Origin of the sequence: Nostoc flagelliforme FACHB-838, assembly GCF_014698065.1 — a bacterium.
Lineage (GTDB): Bacteria > Cyanobacteriota > Cyanobacteriia > Cyanobacteriales > Nostocaceae > Nostoc > Nostoc flagelliforme_B.
This window is the reverse complement of sequence record NZ_JACJSI010000106.1, coordinates 1-21,577: the sequence shown is the minus strand read 5'-3', so window position 1 is coordinate 21,577 and position 21,577 is coordinate 1. Positions and strand designations below refer to the sequence as shown.

The following is a 21,577-nucleotide window of genomic DNA, read 5'->3' as shown; positions in this document are numbered from 1 at the left end:
CATAAGTCTTTTTCCCTGATTTACTCACTACAACTTCATCTCCTGCAAGCATTTACACCTCATTCGCACGGAACAAATGCTTGCGGAAAAATAGCCAAAACAACGTCGCCCAATGCGCTAATCCGCAGGCAGTGCTGTCCCGTGTCGCTTGAGTTCCGTGTGATACTTACATAGAATTAGGTCAGTCGTATCCACTTGATTTCGGAGCCAAGCCACGACCACCCTGCATTAGACGATCCCTAATGAAAGCGACGGTCTGAGACTCGGCCGCTATGGTCGGATGATCTGGTTCATCGACATAATGCACCCCCAATACCGAATGAGCAAATCGATCAATCTTGTAACAATTGCCGTGGGACGAATCGATTTCGATAGCCTGAAAGTTAGGTCCGAACTCCTCGTAGAGCCGATGAAAACGCTCAGTTGGTACGAATATGTCGGCGGTGAATCGCAGACCCAGCACACAGATGCCTTGTGTTGCACTCCTTGTTTTTGCTTGAGCGAGCGTATCCTCATCGATACCAAGATCCCGTTTCCGATCTGGTGTTAGGGCAAAAGGTAGCGACGGATTGCAAACCACAGGTGCCAACACAGCCTCTTCTACCATCATGGCTAAGGCAAATCCTCCAGTCATGCACATCCCGATCGCACCGACGCCTGGACCACCGCATTCAGTATGGGCGTATCTGGCTAAACATCGTAACCAAGATGTCACAGGACTGTTTTTGCTAGTTGCTAGCACAGTAAACTCATGCACAACACAGCAGCGAACCAAAGATGCTGCGATGTTAAAGGCATTCACCTCCTTGCCAGGCTTGCCAAACAATGAAGGCAGCCAAACCGTCAAGCCAGCGTCACAGAAGGCGTTGGCTAGGCGAATAACACCTGGGTGAAGACCTGGAACCTCGTGCATGACAATCACCGCAGGTCCCTTACCCTTTCGGAAGACACTGCGCGTCTCATTTTCAAAAGTTAGTTCAAGCTGGTCAAAATCAGACAAATCCTGTGACATAATCGCTTTTGCTGTTTACAAAAAGAGCTTAGGTTTAATTTTGGTTTAAAAATCGTTTAAGTCCCGTTAGAAGCTAGATGTCCTAACTTTTCGAGCCTGGGTTAGCTTCTTGCGCTTGTTAAGCCTATAGCCTACAGCAAAAACACCAAACAGAGTCAAGCCTGCATTGGCTGTAGGCTCAGGTACAACTTGGGGTGTAGGCTTAGATACAACTTGCAGTGAGCCATTGTAAAGGACTGGACCAAGGAAGTCGTTGGGAGTCAATTGACTTAATTTGAGTCCTGGAGGAAGGTTAGGAACAAAACTTCCTACTGCGGCTTGAACTTCATTAGTTATCAAATCAGTTAGTGTCCCCGTAAGGCTAGACGAGATTTTGAGGATCGAAGGATCTAAGGGATCGGAGTTAGGATCGATTTCAGCAACTCGCTTAACTGTTTCCAACTGAAACCTGAAGTCAACCAAGCCGGGAGTCGTCAGGCGCAGAAAGTTTTGCACATACAAATCCGGGTTATCCGAGCCATTAAACAACGGACTTGATTGCGTAATTAATCCAGATGCGATTCCTTCGTGAATATCGTGAATTATCCCAAATTGTGAAGGGAACGTAAGCGCAGGTGCAAAAGAACTGCTAGCATCCAGAACTTGGAAACTGCCATCTAAATTAGGATTAGGAGACTGAGAAAGACCGGAAGATTCAACATAATCAAGCTGATTAGAACTGGCAAAGACATAGCCAGAGAAGTCAATCCTGCTTCCGACTGTTGCTGCATTGGCAATGCTAGTGCCTGTCACTACACCAGCTACAATGAGCGGAATCGTTGCCATTGGACTAAGAAGCTTTGCTTTCATAAGGTTCTCCATTGAGAGCATAGGTTAGAACATTCGTGACACTTTAGATGATGTTACCTTTGTCAATTAGTAATTTCACTTAATGTTAAATAAAATATGACATATAAAACTCATGTCATACCATTTCACGTTAATAGCGATACAGATGAATCTTGTAGAGACGCGAAATTTCGCGTCTCTACAGGTCTATATTTGTATCAAGGTTTTTGTGAAACGGTATCAGTACTGAGTTTTCAGCGCCAAAATTAACAGGAGGCAGGGAACAAAGGAGCTCTTACCCCTGCAAGAGCAACCTCGTGCTCCCTTGCCTCTTTTTCAATGATGCATCTAAATATTACGCGATCGCCTGCCTCAAAATCGTCTTTCCTACCCCGGTTTCTGGCAATATTTTAAGTACGATTACTTATTGACAAACAAACCGTAGCCTTTACCTGTAAGCGATGAGGTTAGAATGATTGTTTAAGTCCCGTTAGAAGCTAGATGTCCTAGTTTTTCGAGCTTGAGAGCTTTACTAAGGATAGCTTCTTGCGCTTGTTAAGCTTATAGCCTACAGCAAAAACACCAAACAGAGCCAAGCCTGCATTGGCTGTAGGCTCAGGTACAACTTGGGGTGTAGGCTTAGATACAACTTGCAGTGAGCCATCGTAACTGGCTGGGCCAAAGAAGTTGTTGGGAGTGAATTGACTTAAGTTGATACCTGGAGGAAAGTGGGGTACAAAAGTTCCTACTGCTGCTTGAACTTCATTAGTTATCAGGTCAGTTAATGTACCTGTCAAGGAGGCCGAAATACTCGTAATAAAAGGATCGGAGGGATCGGGAGAGTTAGGATCGATGGTAACAGTTCGATTGGCAGTTTCTAACTGAAACGTGAAGTTGACCAAGCCAGGAACATTAAGGCGAAGAAAGTTCGGCACATAAAAATCCGGGTTATCCGAGCCGTTCAGAACTGGACCTGCTTGAGCAATTATTCCCGGTAAGCCTGCCGCGTTGAAATCGCGGATTGTCCCAATTGATCGAGAGTCCGTAAGGGCCGACGCAAAAGAGCCAGTAGCATCCAGAACTTGAAAACTGCCATCTACATTAGGACTAGATACCAGAGGCAAAAGGGAAGAGTCAATATACTCCATCTGAGTTAGACTGCCAAAGGCATACCCAGAAAAGTCAATCCTGCTGCCGACTGTTGCTGCATTGGCAATGCTAGTGCCTGTCACTACACCAGCTACAATGAGCGGAATCGTTGCCATTAAACTAAGAAGCTTTGCTGTCATCAGGTTCTCCTTATACTACCATCCATCAATTTTTGCAACACAACCAGTTTCGTTATCTTGTATGCGAAGCTCATCAGGTTGCAAGTCCAACCATTGTAGTGAGCGCTCAATATGCCGACCCAAGAGGACTTTGTTTTGTGCCATAAAATCCATGAGAAAAAAGAGTACTCGCCAGACTGAGCGTCGGGCTTTTCCTTCACGAATCAACTGGGAAAACTCCGGCTTATAAGGGTTATAGCCCAGGTTTTTGAGGTCGGAATATATGAAGAGCCAATTCAAAGTAAAGTTGCTCAGAACGGGATTCACATACCAACGATTCTTGGCCAAACCCAATTCCACAACGCGTTCCATCACCTCTTCTTGGTTGTAGTCCCAAACATGAAAAGGTGCGATAATGCGCGGGAACTTTGCATCGTGACCATAGCGATGCGGATTCCAGAATAAAGACTGCTCAGAATCGTTGAACAAACCCTTCTCAAATAATTCGTGAGGAATCCAGTCTTCCTGCGATATTCGTTCTTGAGGCATTTCGTAAAGCATACGCTCTGGGTCGGGTTGACCTGGAGAATACCCTGTCACAATTAGCGGAATGTTCTTTTCCATAGCCAAACTAAGAATGTCTCCCTCTCTAATGTCTAACCAAAAATAGCAAACTGTATGTACAGCACCACGTCTACTTTGGTTGCACAAAAGATAGCGAATAAATCGCTTATATAGCTCTTTTGAGGGAGTCTGCACGTAATGATCGACATTTAGATGCGCCACCGTACGGCGGATATTATCCCAGGTATTCGGTGGAATATCAAAATCGCTTGTGTAGGCCAGAACCCGCAGATTGTATTCCTTGACAAGTTTATATAACAAATAGCAGCTATCTTTACCCCCGCTAAACGACAAGATGCAATCGTATTCGCTCTGTCCCGAGGGATTTCGTAATGTTTCTTCTAGATCGCGTCGTTGTGCGGCACGCTTACTTTCTTGCTTCTGTCTATCTTCTGTTTGCATCTCCCACTCTCTGCACAGGTTACATACTCCATCGTTATCGAAGTTTACTCCTGGGACTCGTGTGGTCAACAAGCATCGTTTACATGTCTTGGTCATATATGAATTCCTTGTACTTTTATACTCCCTTCCTGGTCTAAGATTACCTACTGCCAGATGGCTGAACCTATGCTTTTGTAAAGAAATACAATAGGTATTCTGCTGGCAGGAAGGGAGTAACATAAACTATTAGTCCAAGTGCGAATATTAGGGACGCTCCCTACACACTCGCCTTAGAAACGAGAGCGTACATTTTTTTGGCATAGTTCATCGCATCATCAAGAAAGTCTGCGTATGAATTGAGAGCATCACCCGCTGTTTCCACAAGAATATCCGTATACTCAGGATGTTGAGCAAGAAGCTTGTGGACAACTTGAAAGTTCGTTTCGGTATGACCAACATCAGCACGCACGTGTTCATAGAGAAAGCTAATACTTGGTAACGAATCTTGCCCCATAGACTCAACCCAGCTTTTCAAAAGGAGAGGGCCATACGTCGTCGAGATCAATTCGATCTCTACATCAATTGCTAATTCAGCACATGGAGAATCGCCCTCAATGACACGCTCATGTAACTGGTGATAGCGTTTGACAGCAGGGCTCATTTTGTGATTAAGCAACTCTTTTGAATCAATATGAAATTTAGGCTCTTCTAGATTCCAAGTGTCAACGAGCTTTTTGACATCTTCTGTTGCCCAGTTATCATGACCTTCTTCTTCTTCTTCGTGCTGATAGAAAAACTCTGCCATCTCCTTCAACCCTTCCTCTTCACAGCGCTCACCTGCGCGCTTTAAATAAGCGGGAATTGGTTCGGTAAGGCCTGCGCTCAGGGCACTCCAATGAATCATGAAGAGTTTGAGAAGCTTAGGCTCGACTCCTTCTGTGAATATCTCCTTTACAACCTTTCTTGACGCAAACTCCTTGCGCGCTGGCTCACATCTTCTCTGGTATTCATTTTGATATATCTGTGTATTTTCTAATGTCGTCATAGCATCTTTCTCCTACCGTTACTATCAAACTCTGTATCTATTAGCTAGCACTCAATCCGTATCTTGTTAAAGCCCCGACAACCGCGATCACTTTCCATTAACTCCTGCTAAACTTTCTCAAGTCTTCTGGGGCTTTACACCAAATAGTAAGCGACGTGCTTCGTCATCCATCTGTTGTTCACCTTTGATGGGTTCACCCACTTCGTATGCTCGTTTTACAGCTGGACGTTCAGTAATCCGGGCTACCCACTCTGCAACTCTCGGAAAATCGGAAAGCTGAATGTTGATCAAGTCGGAAAATTTGATCCAAGGATAGCAAGCCATATCAGCAATCGAGTAATTGCCTGTAAGATAGTCTTGATCGCTCAATTGTTTTTCCATCACCCCGAACAACCGTTTCACTTCGTCCCCGTAGCGTTTTTTGCCATAGGGAATGTCTTCTGGAGCGTACTGAATAAAATGATTTGCCTGCCCCATCATCGGACCAACGCCGCCCATCTGCCACATTAGCCATTGAATTGTTTGGTGGCGATTACGTAAATCTGAGGATAAAAACTGACCCGTTTTCTCTGCTAGATAGATAAGTATACTACCGGATTCGAATAAGGCAAAGGGTTGATCTGCATCAGTAGGGGCGTAATCAACGATCGCAGGTATGCGGTTATTCAGAGCGACCGCTAAAAAATTTGGTTCAAATTGATCCCCTCGCATAATATTCACAGGTTTAATTTGGTATGCAAGCGCACTTTCTTCGAGAAAGATAAGGGGTTTATAACCATTGGGTGTCGGCCAGAAATAAAGATCAATCATTTTAGAGCATCCTCCAATATTTTCTTTCTAATCACTGCCGACCGACTTTATCTCACGGGTCGATAGTGCGACCTCGTGAATCCCGTCAAGCCTGAGTATTTCTTGACAATCTCAAGCCCTTGGATACTATCCTTAGCCGCAAGAACCGCTGAAATATCATCAGCAGCTTTTTCGATCACTTCCCCTCGTAATCCAACAATGGGTAAAGCAAAACGAACAAAGCTGATATTCTTAGCTATCTGATCTGGGGATCTAGGATTTACAGAGCCACGAATGCCATAGTCCCTAAACAGCCGATAAAGGAAAGCTCGTTCCGGGTTATGGCGCTGCGGAATTCCCAGATTCTGTACACTGACATTGAGAAACACAGCATGTCCCCCCGCTGGTTTAGCTAATAGACAGTTCTCTCCAAGGGCATTGTGCAGTTTCTTGACAAGATTGATTCGTTCTCTAACCCGAGCGAAAACGTCATCCATATTCTCCATAGCGCAAGCGATATTCTCCTTGGCATCATGACTTAAGCCACTGCCTAAAAGCGCAATTTGATCTATGCAGCGATAAAAGAGTTCTGGATCTCGGGTAGCAAAGAATCCGCCTATTGAGGTTGGAAAATCTTTAGTTGCACTCATCGTACAACCATCTGCATATGAGCAGAATTCACGAATAATCTCATCTACTGGTGTATTTCGATACTGTTTTTCTCGCTCCTGAATCATCAATGCATTATCGATGATCCGACAGGCATCTAAATATACGGGAATCCGGTAATGACGAGCTAAATCGGCAACGGCTCGCATATTCTCTAGCGATATAGGATGCCCACCGACAGCGTTGTTGCAAGGCTCGATACAAATGTATGGAATCCAACGGGGATGGTGAGTTTGAATTACCTGTTCAAGAGTCGCAATATTAATGTTCCCCTTAAATGGATACAGGCTAGCTATGTCCAAAGACTCAGCGCTCATCACTTCCACTGGTGTCCCACCGTTTTGTTCTTGATGAACTCTAGTGGTGGAAAAGAGGGAACTACCAGGAATATAGTGGCCATTTCGGAGCATGGTACGGCTAAAAATTGCCTCTGCCAATCTACCTTGAGAAACAGCGATAACATGGGGGAAACCAAAATATCGGCTAAAAAGTTTCTCAACACTGATGTTGCCATGTGATTGGTCTTGGCGCAATCCAGACTCACAACCTACCGAGGGGAACGACTTGTGAATAAGGCTATCGCTCTGAAGATCCAGCGTAATATACTCGCTCGGAACAACGTCCAAATTATGTCCGGCCAGTTCCAAAACTTGCATCCTGCTGGAGGGCGCCTCTGCCAATTTCATGGCTCATCTCCTTCAAACTGTGCCCGAATTTCACTAACATCAACGATCTGATAGTTCATACGAAACAAATCGAAGAACATTCCTTTAGGCAACACAATCGGTTTTCTTGAGCCAGGTATAATCCCGTCAAGAAGGTGCGCGATACACTCGGTAGCCAACAGCGAACTAGCTATAAGTGGGCCCACTGCGAGCGTTGGAACCTTGCCTATTTTTAGGCTTCGCCCGATAATATCGATTTGCTCAGGCATGAACCATTCTTTGAAAATGTCAGGAAGTGCTGTGGATTCCTTTGCGTTACGAAAAGTACGCGTCCAAAATTCCATGCTCATACCCTGTGGTGAAGAACATAGAGCAAAACAACCAAATCCCAAAATCGGGGCAACTACACTAAATACTCCTAGCTCACGTGCCTTCTGATGCATAGTTTCCCGAAGTTCATAGGGCACCCCCGCATCCAAACAGTCCACAAGGATATCCGCACCTTTGAGAAATTCGTACTGATTATCATTGGTAATACCTTGGGTAAACACTTGGACTTGAGCATCAGGGTTAATATCTAAAATTAAGTCCCGATAAACCTCCGCCTTATTTTTCCCCATGGTCAAACCAGTTGCACCCCACTGCCGATTCATATCTGGTGGATCGAAATCGGCAGGATCGGCCAAATGGAAAGCGCCGACCCCCATGCGACACATAGTCAATGCCATCCCGCCTCCGACACCACCACATCCCGCAACAACAAGTTTTCGCGAGGCCAATTGCTCAGTACCTGCACTAGTAAGCAAAGGTATACTTCGATTCAGAAAATGGTCTTCTGGACTAATAGATAGAGTCATTGCCATTCGCCAAGTATGTGATTCTATTCATTACGATTCGCTAAATCTACACGTTTATACTTCTAGTAAAAGGTGGCACAAATAACTGACCACCCTCTATACCCCTCGGTCTATTTCCCCTCGTTTCTAGAGGGTGGTCAAAAACTTTTGCCACATGCATTAAAGACTTGCGTACATTCTGGTATTTGTTCTATGCGCCATACTTTCATAAGGGAACAAAGACCTAATGCTTTCATCGTACTTGCCGAAGTGCTTGCCTAAACGGACGTCATCGCGGGTCATGTACATAAACTGAGCTTTTACGTTGTGGATAGTGATAGACCCGCCTGGCATATCCTTCATTCCAAGTCGAGCCAGTGTGCGCTGGTTTCCAGAGGCTATCAAGGGCATACCCATGAACAAATCAAATTCTGATCGCATCTCGAACAGTGCAATCGCAGCGCCCGGTAAAGCCACAGAAAGAAAGAGCCCTCTGATCATTGCTCGCCGATACTTCCTGCACACTATGTTGTAACCTGAGGTCATGATCTTCTTGATCCCATTGTTGAAGATGAACGCCATCGCATCATCAGGCAGCGTCTTCAAATATGAGATATCCTTGTAAGCAGCAAAGTTAAGATCTATGTGATTGATGAGTGCAAGAGCGACAATATTTCCACCCTCTCGCAACACAAGAATTTCATCTGCACTAACGAATTTATCCGAAATATTGACTGAGAGACCCTCCAAGCCAAGATCACTGATAGCTATACTCCATTCCGTCTGCCAAAACTCATAGGCATTATCATATGCCAGTTTATCCACCTGCTTCTTTTTGTCAAGCAATTCCATGCTAACAAAGTCGTATTCTTTCATCTTCATATACTTTCACCTGACATCATGTAGATCATGGTTCGGGCTGGACTAGCTTAACCGATATAAGACTAGACCGATGTTCAAACTCATCCCTAGTAGACAAAAGATTCCAACCGCGTATGCAATAGTTCGCCAGGGCTGTAAACCGAGAAGGTACATCAACGTATGAAGAATTCGTGCGATTGTAAAAGTAGAAAACAGCCAAGTTGCCGCTTCAGGCGATGCTCCGGTCAGTACATACGCTGTGCCAAGACCAAGAAATATTGGAATGTTCTCCAAGTCATTAAGCCAAGCTTTGGCCGCACGTTGGACTTGTGGCAGTTCCGCCGATGCGGGCGGCTTATTAAATACTTCAGCGTCCTCAGGGTTCACAAACGTCCGTCTGCTAAGGCGATGAAACCCCTGATAAGCTGAAAGCGCAAACATTTTCAAAAACAGCGTTACAGCACACAACGAATACCAATGAATAGCGGTTGCCATAGTTCCATAGATAGAGATCAACTGTTATCTGGTAGTGCCCACACTACTTTGAATGCAGTTCTAGACAGATATCCTTCTAATAAATTCTGCCTGATCAAACTCGAAGGCAAGTTTTGCCCCAGAAGCTGCGTCGGAACCCCATCCATCTTTGAAGCACGTTAAAACAGTTTTGCGGAATCGACTTGAGGTGATCCACATGAGTGAGAACAAATCATGGCCCATGACTAGCTTGTTGATAGCTCGGGAGGCAATCCCAATGGATGGCTCAGGGGTATTCACGCAGTGCCACCACCAATGAGGAGAAAAAAGCACATCGCCGGGTTCCAGTGTAACAGTGAATTTTGGTATATGACGATACAAATGATAGCCATCTGCCTCAATTTCATCATTGCTTTTTTTCCAATCAAGCATGGTAGCGGTATAAAACATATCTTTGCGCGTGATCGGATGCATCCACATCGAATGGTGGGGATGAACCAACGTCCATTCCTTGCGCCCATATACCATCGTAAAAAGGTTTGGACCTCCTGTGGCGTGCCACCCAGAGCGCACCCCTCCTCCGGACAGAAACAGCTGAGTTGACATGATCCGCTTATCTCGAGTACTCAAATATTTCCCAAGCGTTTCGAGATCGAGAGCATTGCGAAGCGACGGATTTCTGTTGAACAAATCCTCAGTGTGCCCAGGATAATATGTTCCACCGCTTTTGATATTCTCCACTACCTCGGACAATGGTATGTCTACATAACGGTAGGCCTCTTCGTTGAGTTCGTTAGCGCGAACACGTGTGGAGACTGATTCATTACCATAGTTTGAAGCAAAAAACTCAGGTGTCCAAGTCTGTACGGCTTTCCAGTGTTTTGCCATCCCGCGGAAGACTACTGGAGTATTAGGTTTGAGATACACTTCGTGAAATTCTTCCGCAGAGATATCATCAATCGTCATCTCAGGAACAGGCAGCGTCGGCGCGTCTCCATAAGGCATAGACTGGGACTTGATGCTATCTTCAATTCTCCGCGTTTTATCAGCACACCAAGGTGGTCCATAAGGCCCATGTTGCGCGCGGCCCACAAAGTAGTAACGGTAAAGAAAATGCGACCAATATTTTAGCCGCGTTAAACTGTCAATCTTTGGCGACGAACTAATATCGACGGTCGGAAATCTTGTTGCGTGTTGTGCAATACTAATCACCATAAGTCCTCCAATTTGTTACTTACATCAAGACAATTGTCACAAGTGAAGATGCAAACATTATTCTCCTCTTCAAGATCATCAAAGTTTTAAAAACACATTTGATAACTCTTACCTAGTAAGACTTTGATCTTTTCAATTTCAATGTGTTCCTTTAATGCATTACGTAAGCGAAAAACGCACCTGTGAGAAGCTTATATCAAACCAAACGCATTTAAAGTCTAATAATTTTTCAGTTCAAGGGTTTCAGCGTTTAATTCTCAAGGCTAGGTTTTATAAATCAGTAAAGGTAGTGCTGTTAACAACAAATGCCAACTAAATACTATTAAATACTATTTTGTTGGCATAACTAACATATTGTTAACATAACATAATAATGTCAATAAACAGTTATGAACTAGTTAAATAGCAAAAGTATATAACTACGATGTCTCTATAGATTTACCGTATTTGTTAAGTAGTTCTAACTCAGCAACATCATGTTGTAACTGGGTTAATTCGACTAGCATTTTGTGTTCATAACTTTGTTCGCTCATGTTTTAAAACCTAATATATAAAACAAATTTTAAATGGCTTTTTAATCGTTTCACTTTGTACTTTTTAAGTTTATAAAACAATTGTGAAAAAAATAATATGTAAAAGCAATATTATTATCTTGTACAAAACGCAATGTGCAGGCTAGCCTTCTTTTAAGAAATAGAAATATCTATTTACATCCATTGGAAATACGATTGTTTTCCTCGGACGCTTTTGTTACCTTGAGATAACTCAATCGTTGAAAGCGTTTTAAAGCTTTGATTTCCAGGTTTTGACTATAAACTTCAGTTACTGTTAAAAAATAAAGGCTCAACGCTTGATTAAACCAAAATTTTATAATCTTACTTCGATTATTGATTGAATGGCACTAAGAAAAGCTCTAAGGTATGCAGAATAAGGGTTACAGCTTTTAATGCCAGAGAGCGCAGTAATTAATGGCACAAGTAGCTGCGATAAGCCTGACGGCATGGCTAACGCTTACCGCTGATGAAGAGATGATGCACAGTTGCCTAAAAAATTTTTGGAGGTAGAAAAAGCTTACTCGTCCATGAAATACTTTTGTGAGGCGAATAAGCCAACATCATAAACACTACTGTGATACTAAGAGTACAAATCCTCAAGGATAAATTTAACCAAAGTTTAGGTTTACCTTTCAAAGAACTATTACCGGAATCGGTGATTAAAGAAACAATATTTGAGCTAAAAATCAAATATAAAAAGCGATGCAAGGTACTCGCCACCATTTAATTAACTTTATTCCCGAACTGTTAGCCGCAACTTCAACAAAACGTCAGCGAATTTATCGTACTTTACTAAAAGTTATTGCCCACAAGCCTGTCAGCGATCGCCCCGGTAGAAGTGAACCACGAGTTCGTAAACGTCGCCCGAAAGCTTACCCTTTAATGACAAAACCTCGGCACGAATTACGAAACCAATTGCAAACTGCTTAACCCACAAGTGTTTCGGCTTTTCTTAGTGCCATTCGATTATTGATTATTGTTTTTCGAGAGTAATAAATTAGAGTTAATATTCTGTTTTTTTATTTGTTATTAGCTCGTAAAAGCGAACTTTAACTATTTTTGAATAAATTTAATTCTGAGCGAAGATTTACAACCTCTAACTGAAGTTGCTCATTCGCTATTTGTAGTACTTCTAATTGCGCTTTATAAGTATCACGTTCCACTACCAATTTTTGTAATTCATCCTGTTGATGTATGGAAGAAACTGGTATAAAATTACTAGCTATGTTTTCAATTTTACCAACTTCAATGCTGGTTAAGTTTAATGCTTCTACTTGATTTGTATCACTCTGCTGACTGCTTGAATAAGTTTTGCGTTGCTGTTTTATCACTGCTTTAGAAGTTTTATGTTTGTTGATGATATTTTTAGCAATATTTGGATCAATTACTTCACCTGTCCTTACAAGATTTATTACCTCATCTCTAGCTGCTTGGGGGGTGGTAGGGGCTGCCAACTTACAGAGAGCGGTCGGAGTGATATTGTTAATCAAATTTCCGATTACCGGAAATTTTGACTCAAATGCCTTAGCAACGTTAATGAATTCATAAGCTGAAGTTTTACCCATTCCGAACTCTTGACGCAACCAAGACAAAAACTTGCCATGCTCTATAATGCTTTGAGCTTCTAGCAAATTTAAACCAATACAATAAATGTCCATAGCACTTCGTTTTAACCTACGTCGTGTGTCTTCTGCTAAAGTAGTTAAGCGTTGTTGTTTCTCTTCTATAGTCTTGAAATCTGGTTTGCATATAGATGCTAAAGGCTGCTCAACTATTTCTTCTGATTCAGTAGGTATAAAACTGGCTTCCATAGGGAAAGCTGCTGATCTGTCGTTAATTATTTCCATACAGTACAGTTTTTCCAATATTTGTGTTTTCATCAGAATTGCTTTGTTCGATAGTGTTTTAGGCTTGTCAATTCATTCTTAAAGAAACTTATATAAGTTAATCAATATCAAGCTGTAACTTTACGCATATTCCTAAAAAATCTTTACAAAAGTATAAAAAAGCGATTTTTAGTGTTTGTAAGGATTCAGGTCTAATATTGAGAAAGCAGAGATGGGCGAGATAAATAATTAAGTGAATCAACCAGTAGTGTTTGTGTTGTTAACTACAGAGTTCATCAGCGTTGGAAAATCGAAAATACGATAAGCTAAAAACCCATCTTAATGGGCGTAAAACTCTCATTTGTTCTCTCAAACCTCGTGAAGTTAAGCACCTCCTTTGCAAAACCTTGTATATGCGGCTTGAACTCACATTGAAATTTATGTAGGACTCCGGTTTGATTAATGAAAATTTTGTCAAATCAAAGCTTTATTGGCCAAATTTTAGTCTCAGTATACTTTCAAAAATGAAATCGGATTCCTATATAATCATCTCTTTGCTTTCGACAGAACAGGGGACTGCAATTAGGTCTACAAGATGACTTTGACCAAACAAAAAGGTTCTTCAGTACTTGTTATGCCAAACTAATAATTTAAATGCCAATTTAATAAACATCTAACTCTGAAATTTTCAAAGTTTCTAAATCCATATCCAGAACGTTTAATCAGTTTAAGTTTGTTATTAATTCCTTCGACTTTACCACTAGTTGTACCATTGTCAAAATAAGCAATAATTTCATCAAACCAACGGATAATAGTATTGTTACTATTTGGGAAATATTTTTTAGCTCTCGATAACCACATACCTAGTTTAAAGACTCCGGTATACCAATCATTAGTCTTATTAAAAATTTTTCTAATCTTTTCCTTTAGTTCATGCATTACTTTCAGAATAGGAGATACATTTTTCACTTGGATAAGTTTATTCAATTGCTCATTATTTAAGTTATCTTCATTTTTGAGTAGGGGGTATATACTATTCTTTAACCCTTCCAATATTAGTTCATATTCCGCTTTATCATCTGCTAATTTTGATTTTTTGATTAACTCTTCTACATTTCGTCTTTCTCTTTTTCTTTGGGTGTCTAATTCTTTATTTATTTGTGTCATTACATGAAATCTATCTGCTACTACTTGAGCATTTGGCATTAATTCTGTAACTAAGTTTTTATACCCACGCCACAAATCTATACTTACTTCTTCTATTCGCTCTAAAACCTCAACTCCCCATTCTAAAAGGGTTTCTCTGATTATTGTTTGTGTGCGATCGCCTAAAATCGCAATAAGTTTAGATGTATCTATATCTACTAGTACTGCACAGTAATTCCCCTTTCCTTTAACCAAAGCTATCTCGTCAATCCCAAGTCTTTTTAAGTTTAAAGGTTTTGAATCTGATAATTCTTCCGATGCGTCTTTTAACATACGTTCGATCTCTTCTGTTGTCACTATTCCTTTTGAGGCGATACTGTGAATGTCATTTTCTAGAACTTCTTGTATTATTTTGTGTGCAAGCCTTTTTGTATAAGTCCTTTTTTTTTTGACAAAATCTAGGTTTTCGCTGAAGGGTCTTTGACATTTCTCACATTTGAATTGCCGCCTATTAATTTCTAAAAATACTGGTTTTTCTCCAAAGGGTAAGTCTTTAATAATGTGTCGATGATTTTGATGCAATCTGTGGCTTTTTGTACCACAATTAGGGCAAATACTAGGTGATGTTTTGGATTCAGTTTGTAAAATCATTCCAATCCCACTATGAAGACAATGTGATATGACTTTTACATCCTCTAAACCAAGAAGTTCTGTTAGAATTTTAATATCTTTGTTGTTCACCACGACTGTAAATAAAAAACTTATTGTTATATTTATAGCAAACAACAAAAATGTCTTAGATGTCAATGCTAATAACACTCCCAGGCATAATTTTATATAGCTTTCAACATACTATTACAATGCATTTCTAACACTTTGGCATAACAAGTACTGAAGAACCAACAAAAATAATAGTTTTGGAGAGTGTAGACACTTTTTTGCCGATGAGTTCACCATTGCAAAAAAACAAAATTTTATAAATATTTAGCCTAAAAAGCAAGAAACTAATTAGCGGTCAGTAGTTTTACTGTTACCGATGAGTTACACAATATCTAATATATTCATGCCACACATCGACTTTTTCTGCTTATTTACGTGCAGTTTTCACACTTGGAGAATGCACAAATGTGAACGCCTGATTACAGAAAAGTGCATAACTAGCGAATATCCTCAATCTTGTTTGTGGTAAAAGAAAAAGAGCATTCATTCGCAGAGTGCCCGCATCATATCAATAAGCAAACTCTATTGACAATAAAATTTAAAATGATGTCATTAAATCTTGCTTGTTGCGAAAATTATAGGCGTAAGCAAAGTCCGCCGCAGGCATCGCTTTAGGGCATGAAAAATAATCAAACACGAAAGGAAAGATTTTTTCGTTGTTCTTAACCTTCGTTGTGATCAAGAGTAATTTAGATGCGTTTGCCCTATATTTACTCACAGGTTTGATACACTAATTTCAATGTTTTCAGCTTCTTACTAGCTTACTAACTATATTTCGGCCAATGCAATAAATGTCTGTAGCACTCCGTTTTAGCCTACGTCGTGTGTCTTCTGCTAGATTAGTTAAGCGTTGTTGTTTTTCCTCATTAGTCTTAAAGTCTGACTTACTTTTTGGTACTAAAGGCTGGTCAACAATTTCTTCTAGTCGCGTAGCTATTACTTTGGCTTCTATAGATAAAGCTATTGACTCGTCGCTACTAATCTCCCTATATAGGACTCCTATTTGATTTTTGAACAAGACTAGGAGATAATACGGCCGATAAGACAGGTGTAAGAGGAGACAATGACAAGCCAGCGTCTGCAAACTATCACACTCTCAGAGGTAGTATCACGGCAAGAGATACTAGAGAAAGACGCTCAAAGGGCGATCGCCGAACTACAAGATTTTATAGCTATGCGTCCAGACGCGCGTGAGGTCAGGAAAGCGTTGGCAGTCAAGCTGGTTTATCAAGGATATTTGTATGATGAAATCGAAACAATTCTAGACGTATCACGAGGGTCAATAACTGGTTGGAAGCGAGCCTACGAGGAAAATAGAATTGACGGACTGCGGCTTTCCTATCAGGGAAGAAAGAGCTACCTTTTGAGCGCACAACGAGAAGAAATTTTGACTTGGCTACAAACCAAAGATATTTGGGAGCTTGGCGAACTGGAATATAAACTAGCTTTTGAGTACGACGTGGTTTATGAGTCAAAACAAAGCTACTATGACCTGTTTGAGGAAGCAGGAATCAGTTGGAAGAAAACCACAAAATTGAACCCCAAAGCCAATCCAGATGCTGTTGCAGAAAAAAAGAGATTGAAACATTGCTGGCACATCACCGAGAGGAAATCGAAACAGGAAAGTTGAGAGTACTGTTAATTGATGAGTGTCATTTAATGTGGGGAGATTTAAGTGGTTACGTATGGGGAAAAAGTGACCAAGAAATAGCAGTCCCAGTTGTGAACGAGCGAGATAAGCAAACATACTATGGGGCAGTTGACTATCTCCTTGGAGAATTAGTTCTCAAAGCAATTGAAGCGGGAAACTCAAAAAATACTATCGACTACCTAGAATACTTGCTAGCTGAGTCTCCCGGTCAACGATTACTAATTTTTTGGGATGGGGCTAGCTACCACCGCTCCAAGAAAATTAGAGGTTTCTTGGACTCTGTTAATCAAAGCCTACCAACTGAGCAATGGAAAATACACTGTGTCCGTTTCGCCCCTAATTGCCCAGTACAAAATCCGATAGAGGATATTTGGTTACAAGCCAAAACATGGGTTCGGCGTTTTTGTGCTTTAATTCCAACCTTCTCCCATTTAAAGTGGATATTTGAGTGGTTTATTCGACACACTACCTTTGATTTTGACACTCTACAGATGTACGGAGCTTATTCAAAAATCAAATAGGATTCCTATACTTTACATAAATCACCTCAATTGACTAGGGTTTTAAAGCGCTTAGGATGTAAATTCTCTAAGCTACTGTCAGTTTTACTGCTCAGTCACGCTTGTCTTATTTCACTTAAGTGTAATGAATTCCAACGCTCAACTTCTTGTAGATTCTTACAATGATTTGTCACATTCTTATGGTTTTAGCGCACTCACTTTGGTGTTACTTTCACCCTTTGTTTCAATCCAGCGTTATACTGTGACCAGTTGCGGGCCTTGTAGCTCATGGTGATACCCGGTTTTTGGTGGTACTTAAACCCTCTTTTCGTGCAACAACGCTGCTCTCAGGAGTAAAAATTATGAAAATGCGAAAACTAGGCAGTCAAGGACTCGTGGTTTCCGAATTAGGATTAGGCTGCATGGGCATGTCTGAATTCTATGGGAGTCCCAATGATGAAGAATCGATCGCAACCATTCATCTTGCTATTGATCTAGGCATCAATTTTCTTGATACCTCAGATATGTACGGTCCATTCATCAACGAGCAGTTAGTTGGGCAGGCGATTCGCGATCGGCGCGATCGAGTGATTGTGGCAACTAAGTTTGGCAATGTTCGCACACCCGATGGGCAATTTCTCGGCATCAGTGGCAAACCTGAGTATGTACATTCTGCCTGTGATGCTTCCTTACAGCGCTTAGGCATTGATACGATCGATCTGTATTATCAGCATCGCGTTGACCCAACAGTACCGATTGAAGAGACGATCGGCGCAATGGCAGAATTAGTACAGCAAGGCAAAGTCCGCTACTTGGGTATGTCAGAAGCAGCTCCAGCCACGATTCGGCGGGCACAGACTGTTCATCCGATCACTGCATTGCAGACGGAATATTCGCTATGGAGTCGCGATCCAGAGGATGAAATTTTAGCTACAGTGCAAGAATTAGGCATTGGCTTTGTTGCTTACAGTCCATTGGACCGAGGTTTCCTTTCTGGTACGATTACTAAACCTGAAGACTTAGATCCAGACGATTTCCGTAGTCACTCACCTCGATTTCAAGGCGAGAATTTCTACAGAAATTTGCTGGTGGTTGAGCAGCTACGGGCGATCGCACTGGAAAAAGGCGTGACTCTTAGCCAACTTGCCCTTGCTTGGCTTTTGGCACAGGGAAAAGATATGGTGCCAATTCCAGGAACGAAGCGCCGTCAGTATCTAGAAGAGAATATTGCAGCAGTGGATATTATCCTGACATCAGAAGAGCTACAACTTATCGAAGCTGTAGCACCGAAAGGAATTGTCGTGGGCGAACGCTATGCCCCTCAACATATGAGCGCTGTGAATCATTAAAATCAGCCCATTATCAATCTAGATTGGTCACATTCTTATGGTTTTAGCGCACCTGCTTGGGTGTCACTCCGAGCAGGCGTTTAAAGTGTCGTGTCAAGTGGCTTTGGTTAGAAAAGCCCATTTGTAAGGCAATATCTGCGATCGCTAAATCCGTTTTCAACAGCAGCAATTTTGCCTGTTCCACTCGCTGTCGAACCACGTACTGGTGCGGCGAAATTCCTGTAGCGCGTTTGAACAAGTTGGCAAAGTAAGTCGGGCTGATATTAACAACTCCGGCAATCTCAGCCAGTGATAACTCTTGGTCAAGGTGGGTGTGAATATACTCGATCGCTTGCTGTAACCGAGTATGAGTTAAGCTTCTGTTCTCAAAAGTGATGGGCTGCGTGAAGGTAGAATAGTGTCGCAGCAGATGAATGACTAAAACTTGAGTTAACGATTCGACATATAATTGCCCCATGATGCTATTGGATTGCAACTCAGCTAACAGCAGCATTGCAATATGATGAAGCTGTGAATCTTGCCTACCGAAACAGTTCACGAGGTCGAGTCGGTCGATATCAATTTCGGATGCTTCGGCAGCTTGTTTAATCAACTCCGGTTTTAACCAAATGTGCAACTGCTGCTTTTTGGGACGGTTGATCTCCCTTGTGGGGCATCGCCAGGAACCTGAATGTCCAGCAGGAACAAAGATGGTGTCTCCCTTCTGCAGGATGGATTCATGCAAGCGATTGTCGCGTTTCTGGATCAAAGGGCCGGGGGAACCCAGGGGTAAGATGAGCCGATGATCGGATAGGGCAGGACTTTTAGCTTCATCGGGAGATGCAGAATATTGACACTGTTCAACCAAGATGCCATTCCAGTTCAGTTGCCGACTGGACAGCATCAGAGTTTTAGTTGATCGTTGCCTGAGTTCAAGTGGGCTAAGAAGGTTGCTTGCCATAGGGTTTGTCTTCACCTAATTATTTGCAGCTTATATAACGGCGATGTCTTCAGTGGTAAACAACGCCTAACTAGATTTTTGCACCTGATAATTGACTACAGATAGATTCCACTGCTTCTCAAACTTGCTTATTATTGCCCTCATACTGGCATAATACTTGCTGTCTAGCAAATATTGAATTACCCACAAGGGGGGCATTCTCCAAGGTTTGCTCTATCCAACCATTCAAATATCTCACTTTGATTTAATGACACGGGCGCGGCGGAACAAATACTCTCATGACAGTCCCTCGCCTCAACACCACAATCTTGGTTTTCAGCCAACAACGGAGCAGAGGGACGACTCGGTTCTATTTTTTGATGTGCGATCGCTGAACCTGAAGAAAATTCATTTTGTGCGACGAGCGCGGCGGAACAAGTGCCTTCATGACAATCCCTCGATTCAACACCATAATCCTGGTTTTCAGCCAATAACGAAGCAAGATTACTCTGTGCATCATCCACAAGCGTCAGCAATGTACAGTCTATTGCCGTAGGCAATTCTTCAAGTTCTGACGCACTTTCGATACGTGAAGGCGACGCGCCCCTCAAGGGCGCATGAGCCGTCTCCTCCTCACGCAAATTCTCGCTTTGCGTGTCAGAGACACACCTCACGAACTCTTTTGTAGAGTTCGTGAGGTGTTCTTGAGCAGTTCGTGACATTTCCTGAAATTCTTGCTCTGATTGACTTTGACTTAAAATAGATGCTTGATTTAAAGCACCCATTTCTTCGGAGCCAGCATCTTTATCTGAAATCTCAGCATTTGATTCTCGTTTTTCAGCAGAGGGTTTTTGTTTTAGAGAATCTGGTTGCTGATTTTCAGAATTAGCTTTCTCCCAAAATTCTTTCATCCGGCTACCATGCAAATTTTGCACCATCCACTTCACTGTCTCCCGCCCGTCCTGAATTGACTTGTCAGGCTTGAAAATGAACAACCCGCTTTCGGAAAGAATTTTCTTCGCAGAGATAAAAGTACTGTACCCCAAAGCAGTAGACAAAGGCATCCACCGAGAACCGTAGGGGTCAGCCGTTCAACACTCCTGCCATAGCTGATTGACTGAAGGCTTTTGTTGCGATGCCCACAGCATATCTTGAATCGGAATAATCACATGAAGCCTTTTATATGGTGACTGTGCTTTAGTAGCAGCAGACTTTTTGAGCTTGGGTCTTGTAATAGTTGCAGTCATTCTACAATCTCCTGTTTTTATTGACGCACCGAATTTCCCCTACAGCGATTGCAGGGTTTGGTACTTGTATTTGGTTGTCTAAAAAGTTATCGATACACTGAAAGCCTATTCAGGTTGCCAGAATCGCAACTCGTCTCGGAAGTACCTATCAGTCTTTTTTGATTGCTCCTTCCAGCAGTCCCAGGCTACTATTAACTCTTCGCCTAAATCCTCTACTACTTCACCCCTCTCCACGTACAAGGTGCGGTAAGGGTCAGCGTGAGCAACTATAGAACCGATGCCTATGGTGTCTGGTTGAGAAGATGCTTTTTGGAGAGCAGTAATTAAATTTGTCTCCTCACTGGTTAATTCCGCCCAGTAGTCCTGTTTGATTACCTCATACTCTTGGGCAACATCCCAATAGTCCTGCCAGTTACACCCAGATTTTGACAGTACCCGTCTAATATCACTAACCGCCTGGGGCAACATTTCCAGTTGTTCGGCTCGATATGCGATCGCTTCAGGAGTTGGACTACTGCCCAGAATTATGGCCGCAGCTTCGAGCGCTTGGGTGTTGTTCATAGCGCTGGCGAGATTCTTCAACGCCATACCCATGAGTCGTAAGCATTCTTGGGCATTTTCCTTGGGTGGTTCAACTGCTAGCGATCGCAGATCAATTGTCTTCTCCAGTGCTTGCTTTACCTGCTTGTTCAACGCTTTAGTCGCTTGCTGGGTCATAGTATTTCCCCACTGTTGAGAAGGGCGCTGTTCAACCGCGTTTTCCAAATCCTGAATACGCTGCCTAAGCTGCAATACGGTTCAGTTAAGGCTCAAAGTCATGTAAATTAGGCATTGTTCCGAAGAATGAAAATTAAGTGTCGTGCATCTGAGGGATTTTTCATTGGTGTCTCCTGAGATACAAAATACTGACTTGCTTAGAGCAATCGAAATGGCTATTCCAGCAACGGTAATTGAAGACGCGATCGCTAATACTAAAAGCGAAGAAGAACGCAAGCGGT

General features: G+C 42.2%; 18 protein-coding genes and 2 pseudogenes. 3 read left to right on the top strand and 17 right to left on the bottom strand.

The window, feature by feature from the left end; genetic code table 11:
• Window positions 1–181 precede the first annotated feature (181 nt).
• The 11 genes from H6G97_RS30190 to H6G97_RS30140 all read right to left on the bottom strand — a co-directional run bounded on the left by H6G97_RS30190 (window position 182) and on the right by H6G97_RS30140 (window position 10,667).
• Window positions 182–1,012 (bottom strand): dienelactone hydrolase family protein, encoded by an 831-nt coding sequence (locus tag H6G97_RS30190; RefSeq protein ID WP_190944198.1) that lies wholly within the window; start codon window positions 1,010–1,012, stop codon window positions 182–184.
• Window positions 1,013–1,078: 66 nt separating this feature from the next.
• The gene (locus H6G97_RS30185) at window positions 1,079–1,861 is read right to left on the bottom strand and encodes a hypothetical protein (RefSeq protein ID WP_190944197.1); all 783 of its coding nucleotides are present in this window, start codon (window positions 1,859–1,861) and stop codon (window positions 1,079–1,081) included.
• Between the two features lie 485 nt (window positions 1,862–2,346).
• Window positions 2,347–3,129, bottom strand: a complete 783-nt coding sequence (locus tag H6G97_RS30180) for a hypothetical protein (protein WP_190944196.1) — start codon at window positions 3,127–3,129, stop codon at window positions 2,347–2,349.
• A 15-nt stretch (window positions 3,130–3,144) separates the two neighbouring features.
• Window positions 3,145–4,230: an adenine nucleotide alpha hydrolase family protein gene (locus H6G97_RS30175; RefSeq protein WP_190944195.1), complete on the bottom strand. Its 1,086-nt coding sequence runs from the start codon at window positions 4,228–4,230 to the stop codon at window positions 3,145–3,147.
• A gap of 160 nt (window positions 4,231–4,390) precedes the next feature.
• Window positions 4,391–5,158, bottom strand: a complete 768-nt coding sequence (locus H6G97_RS30170; RefSeq protein ID WP_190944194.1) for a hypothetical protein — start codon at window positions 5,156–5,158, stop codon at window positions 4,391–4,393.
• A 117-nt stretch (window positions 5,159–5,275) separates the two neighbouring features.
• Window positions 5,276–5,968, bottom strand: coding sequence for a glutathione binding-like protein (locus H6G97_RS30165; RefSeq protein ID WP_190944193.1), 693 nt, complete (start codon window positions 5,966–5,968; stop codon window positions 5,276–5,278).
• A 47-nt stretch (window positions 5,969–6,015) separates the two neighbouring features.
• A complete protein-coding gene (locus H6G97_RS30160) occupies window positions 6,016–7,302 on the bottom strand; it encodes a beta-eliminating lyase-related protein (protein ID WP_190944192.1) in 1,287 nt (428 codons plus the stop codon).
• Window positions 7,299–8,138, bottom strand: a complete 840-nt coding sequence (locus H6G97_RS30155; RefSeq protein ID WP_190944191.1) for a ThiF family adenylyltransferase — start codon at window positions 8,136–8,138, stop codon at window positions 7,299–7,301. The genes H6G97_RS30160 and H6G97_RS30155 overlap by 4 nt, the downstream gene beginning before the upstream one ends.
• A 159-nt stretch (window positions 8,139–8,297) precedes the next feature.
• Entirely contained in the window at window positions 8,298–8,999 is a 702-nt protein-coding gene (locus tag H6G97_RS30150) for a hypothetical protein (protein ID WP_190944190.1), read from the bottom strand.
• Window positions 9,000–9,041: 42 nt separating this feature from the next.
• On the bottom strand, window positions 9,042–9,473 hold the full coding sequence (locus H6G97_RS30145; RefSeq protein WP_190944189.1) for an MAPEG family protein: 432 nt from the start codon (window positions 9,471–9,473) through the stop codon (window positions 9,042–9,044).
• Between the two features lie 60 nt (window positions 9,474–9,533).
• The gene (locus tag H6G97_RS30140) at window positions 9,534–10,667 is read right to left on the bottom strand and encodes a cupin-like domain-containing protein (protein ID WP_190944188.1); all 1,134 of its coding nucleotides are present in this window, start codon (window positions 10,665–10,667) and stop codon (window positions 9,534–9,536) included.
• Between the two features lie 1,256 nt (window positions 10,668–11,923).
• On the opposite strand from H6G97_RS30140, the gene H6G97_RS30135 reads away from it, so the two are divergent.
• Window positions 11,924–12,151, top strand: a complete 228-nt coding sequence (locus H6G97_RS30135) for a hypothetical protein (RefSeq protein WP_199349752.1) — start codon at window positions 11,924–11,926, stop codon at window positions 12,149–12,151.
• 119 nt (window positions 12,152–12,270) lie between these two features.
• Here H6G97_RS30135 and H6G97_RS30130 read toward each other — a convergent pair whose 3' ends face one another.
• Together H6G97_RS30130 and H6G97_RS30125 are read right to left on the bottom strand one after the other, a co-directional pair.
• Complete coding sequence (locus H6G97_RS30130; RefSeq protein WP_190944187.1) at window positions 12,271–13,101, bottom strand: DUF3102 domain-containing protein; 831 nt, start codon at window positions 13,099–13,101, stop codon at window positions 12,271–12,273.
• Between the two features lie 588 nt (window positions 13,102–13,689).
• Window positions 13,690–14,937, bottom strand: coding sequence for an ISL3 family transposase (locus H6G97_RS30125; protein WP_422394229.1), 1,248 nt, complete (start codon window positions 14,935–14,937; stop codon window positions 13,690–13,692).
• Window positions 14,938–15,976: 1,039 nt separating this feature from the next.
• On the opposite strand from H6G97_RS30125, the pseudogene H6G97_RS30120 reads away from it, so the two are divergent.
• Together H6G97_RS30120 and H6G97_RS30115 are read left to right on the top strand one after the other, a co-directional pair.
• Window positions 15,977–17,085, top strand: a pseudogene (locus H6G97_RS30120) (IS630 family transposase).
• A gap of 341 nt (window positions 17,086–17,426) precedes the next feature.
• Window positions 17,427–18,413 (top strand): aldo/keto reductase, encoded by a 987-nt coding sequence (locus tag H6G97_RS30115; RefSeq protein ID WP_190944186.1) that lies wholly within the window; start codon window positions 17,427–17,429, stop codon window positions 18,411–18,413.
• A 43-nt stretch (window positions 18,414–18,456) separates the two neighbouring features.
• Here the strand turns inward: H6G97_RS30115 and H6G97_RS30110 are convergent, their stop codons facing one another.
• From H6G97_RS30110 to H6G97_RS30100, 4 genes and pseudogenes are all read right to left on the bottom strand, one after another.
• Window positions 18,457–19,353, bottom strand: a complete 897-nt coding sequence (locus H6G97_RS30110) for a helix-turn-helix domain-containing protein (RefSeq protein ID WP_190944185.1) — start codon at window positions 19,351–19,353, stop codon at window positions 18,457–18,459.
• A gap of 179 nt (window positions 19,354–19,532) precedes the next feature.
• Complete coding sequence (locus H6G97_RS30105; protein ID WP_242055423.1) at window positions 19,533–20,396, bottom strand: hypothetical protein; 864 nt, start codon at window positions 20,394–20,396, stop codon at window positions 19,533–19,535.
• A 27-nt stretch (window positions 20,397–20,423) separates the two neighbouring features.
• Window positions 20,424–20,579 (bottom strand): hypothetical protein, encoded by a 156-nt coding sequence (locus tag H6G97_RS53040; protein WP_242055420.1) that lies wholly within the window; start codon window positions 20,577–20,579, stop codon window positions 20,424–20,426.
• Window positions 20,580–20,684: 105 nt separating this feature from the next.
• A pseudogene (locus H6G97_RS30100) lies at window positions 20,685–21,368 on the bottom strand (hypothetical protein); the annotation flags it as partial.
• Between the last annotated feature and the right edge of the window lie 209 nt (window positions 21,369–21,577).

Coding starts and splice junctions, on each gene's coding strand:
- H6G97_RS30190 (WP_190944198.1), bottom strand. CDS start 1,012: ATGTCACAGGATTTGTCTGATTTTGACCAGCTTGAACTAACTTTTGAA.
- H6G97_RS30185 (WP_190944197.1), bottom strand. CDS start 1,861: ATGAAAGCAAAGCTTCTTAGTCCAATGGCAACGATTCCGCTCATTGTA.
- H6G97_RS30180 (WP_190944196.1), bottom strand. CDS start 3,129: ATGACAGCAAAGCTTCTTAGTTTAATGGCAACGATTCCGCTCATTGTA.
- H6G97_RS30175 (WP_190944195.1), bottom strand. CDS start 4,230: ATGACCAAGACATGTAAACGATGCTTGTTGACCACACGAGTCCCAGGA.
- H6G97_RS30170 (WP_190944194.1), bottom strand. CDS start 5,158: ATGACGACATTAGAAAATACACAGATATATCAAAATGAATACCAGAGA.
- H6G97_RS30165 (WP_190944193.1), bottom strand. CDS start 5,968: ATGATTGATCTTTATTTCTGGCCGACACCCAATGGTTATAAACCCCTT.
- H6G97_RS30160 (WP_190944192.1), bottom strand. CDS start 7,302: ATGAAATTGGCAGAGGCGCCCTCCAGCAGGATGCAAGTTTTGGAACTG.
- H6G97_RS30155 (WP_190944191.1), bottom strand. CDS start 8,138: ATGACTCTATCTATTAGTCCAGAAGACCATTTTCTGAATCGAAGTATA.
- H6G97_RS30150 (WP_190944190.1), bottom strand. CDS start 8,999: ATGAAGATGAAAGAATACGACTTTGTTAGCATGGAATTGCTTGACAAA.
- H6G97_RS30145 (WP_190944189.1), bottom strand. CDS start 9,473: ATGGCAACCGCTATTCATTGGTATTCGTTGTGTGCTGTAACGCTGTTT.
- H6G97_RS30140 (WP_190944188.1), bottom strand. CDS start 10,667: ATGGTGATTAGTATTGCACAACACGCAACAAGATTTCCGACCGTCGAT.
- H6G97_RS30135 (WP_199349752.1), top strand. CDS start 11,924: ATGCAAGGTACTCGCCACCATTTAATTAACTTTATTCCCGAACTGTTA.
- H6G97_RS30130 (WP_190944187.1), bottom strand. CDS start 13,101: ATGAAAACACAAATATTGGAAAAACTGTACTGTATGGAAATAATTAAC.
- H6G97_RS30115 (WP_190944186.1), top strand. CDS start 17,427: ATGAAAATGCGAAAACTAGGCAGTCAAGGACTCGTGGTTTCCGAATTA.
- H6G97_RS30110 (WP_190944185.1), bottom strand. CDS start 19,353: ATGGCAAGCAACCTTCTTAGCCCACTTGAACTCAGGCAACGATCAACT.
- H6G97_RS30105 (WP_242055423.1), bottom strand. CDS start 20,396: ATGCCTTTGTCTACTGCTTTGGGGTACAGTACTTTTATCTCTGCGAAG.
- H6G97_RS53040 (WP_242055420.1), bottom strand. CDS start 20,579: ATGACTGCAACTATTACAAGACCCAAGCTCAAAAAGTCTGCTGCTACT.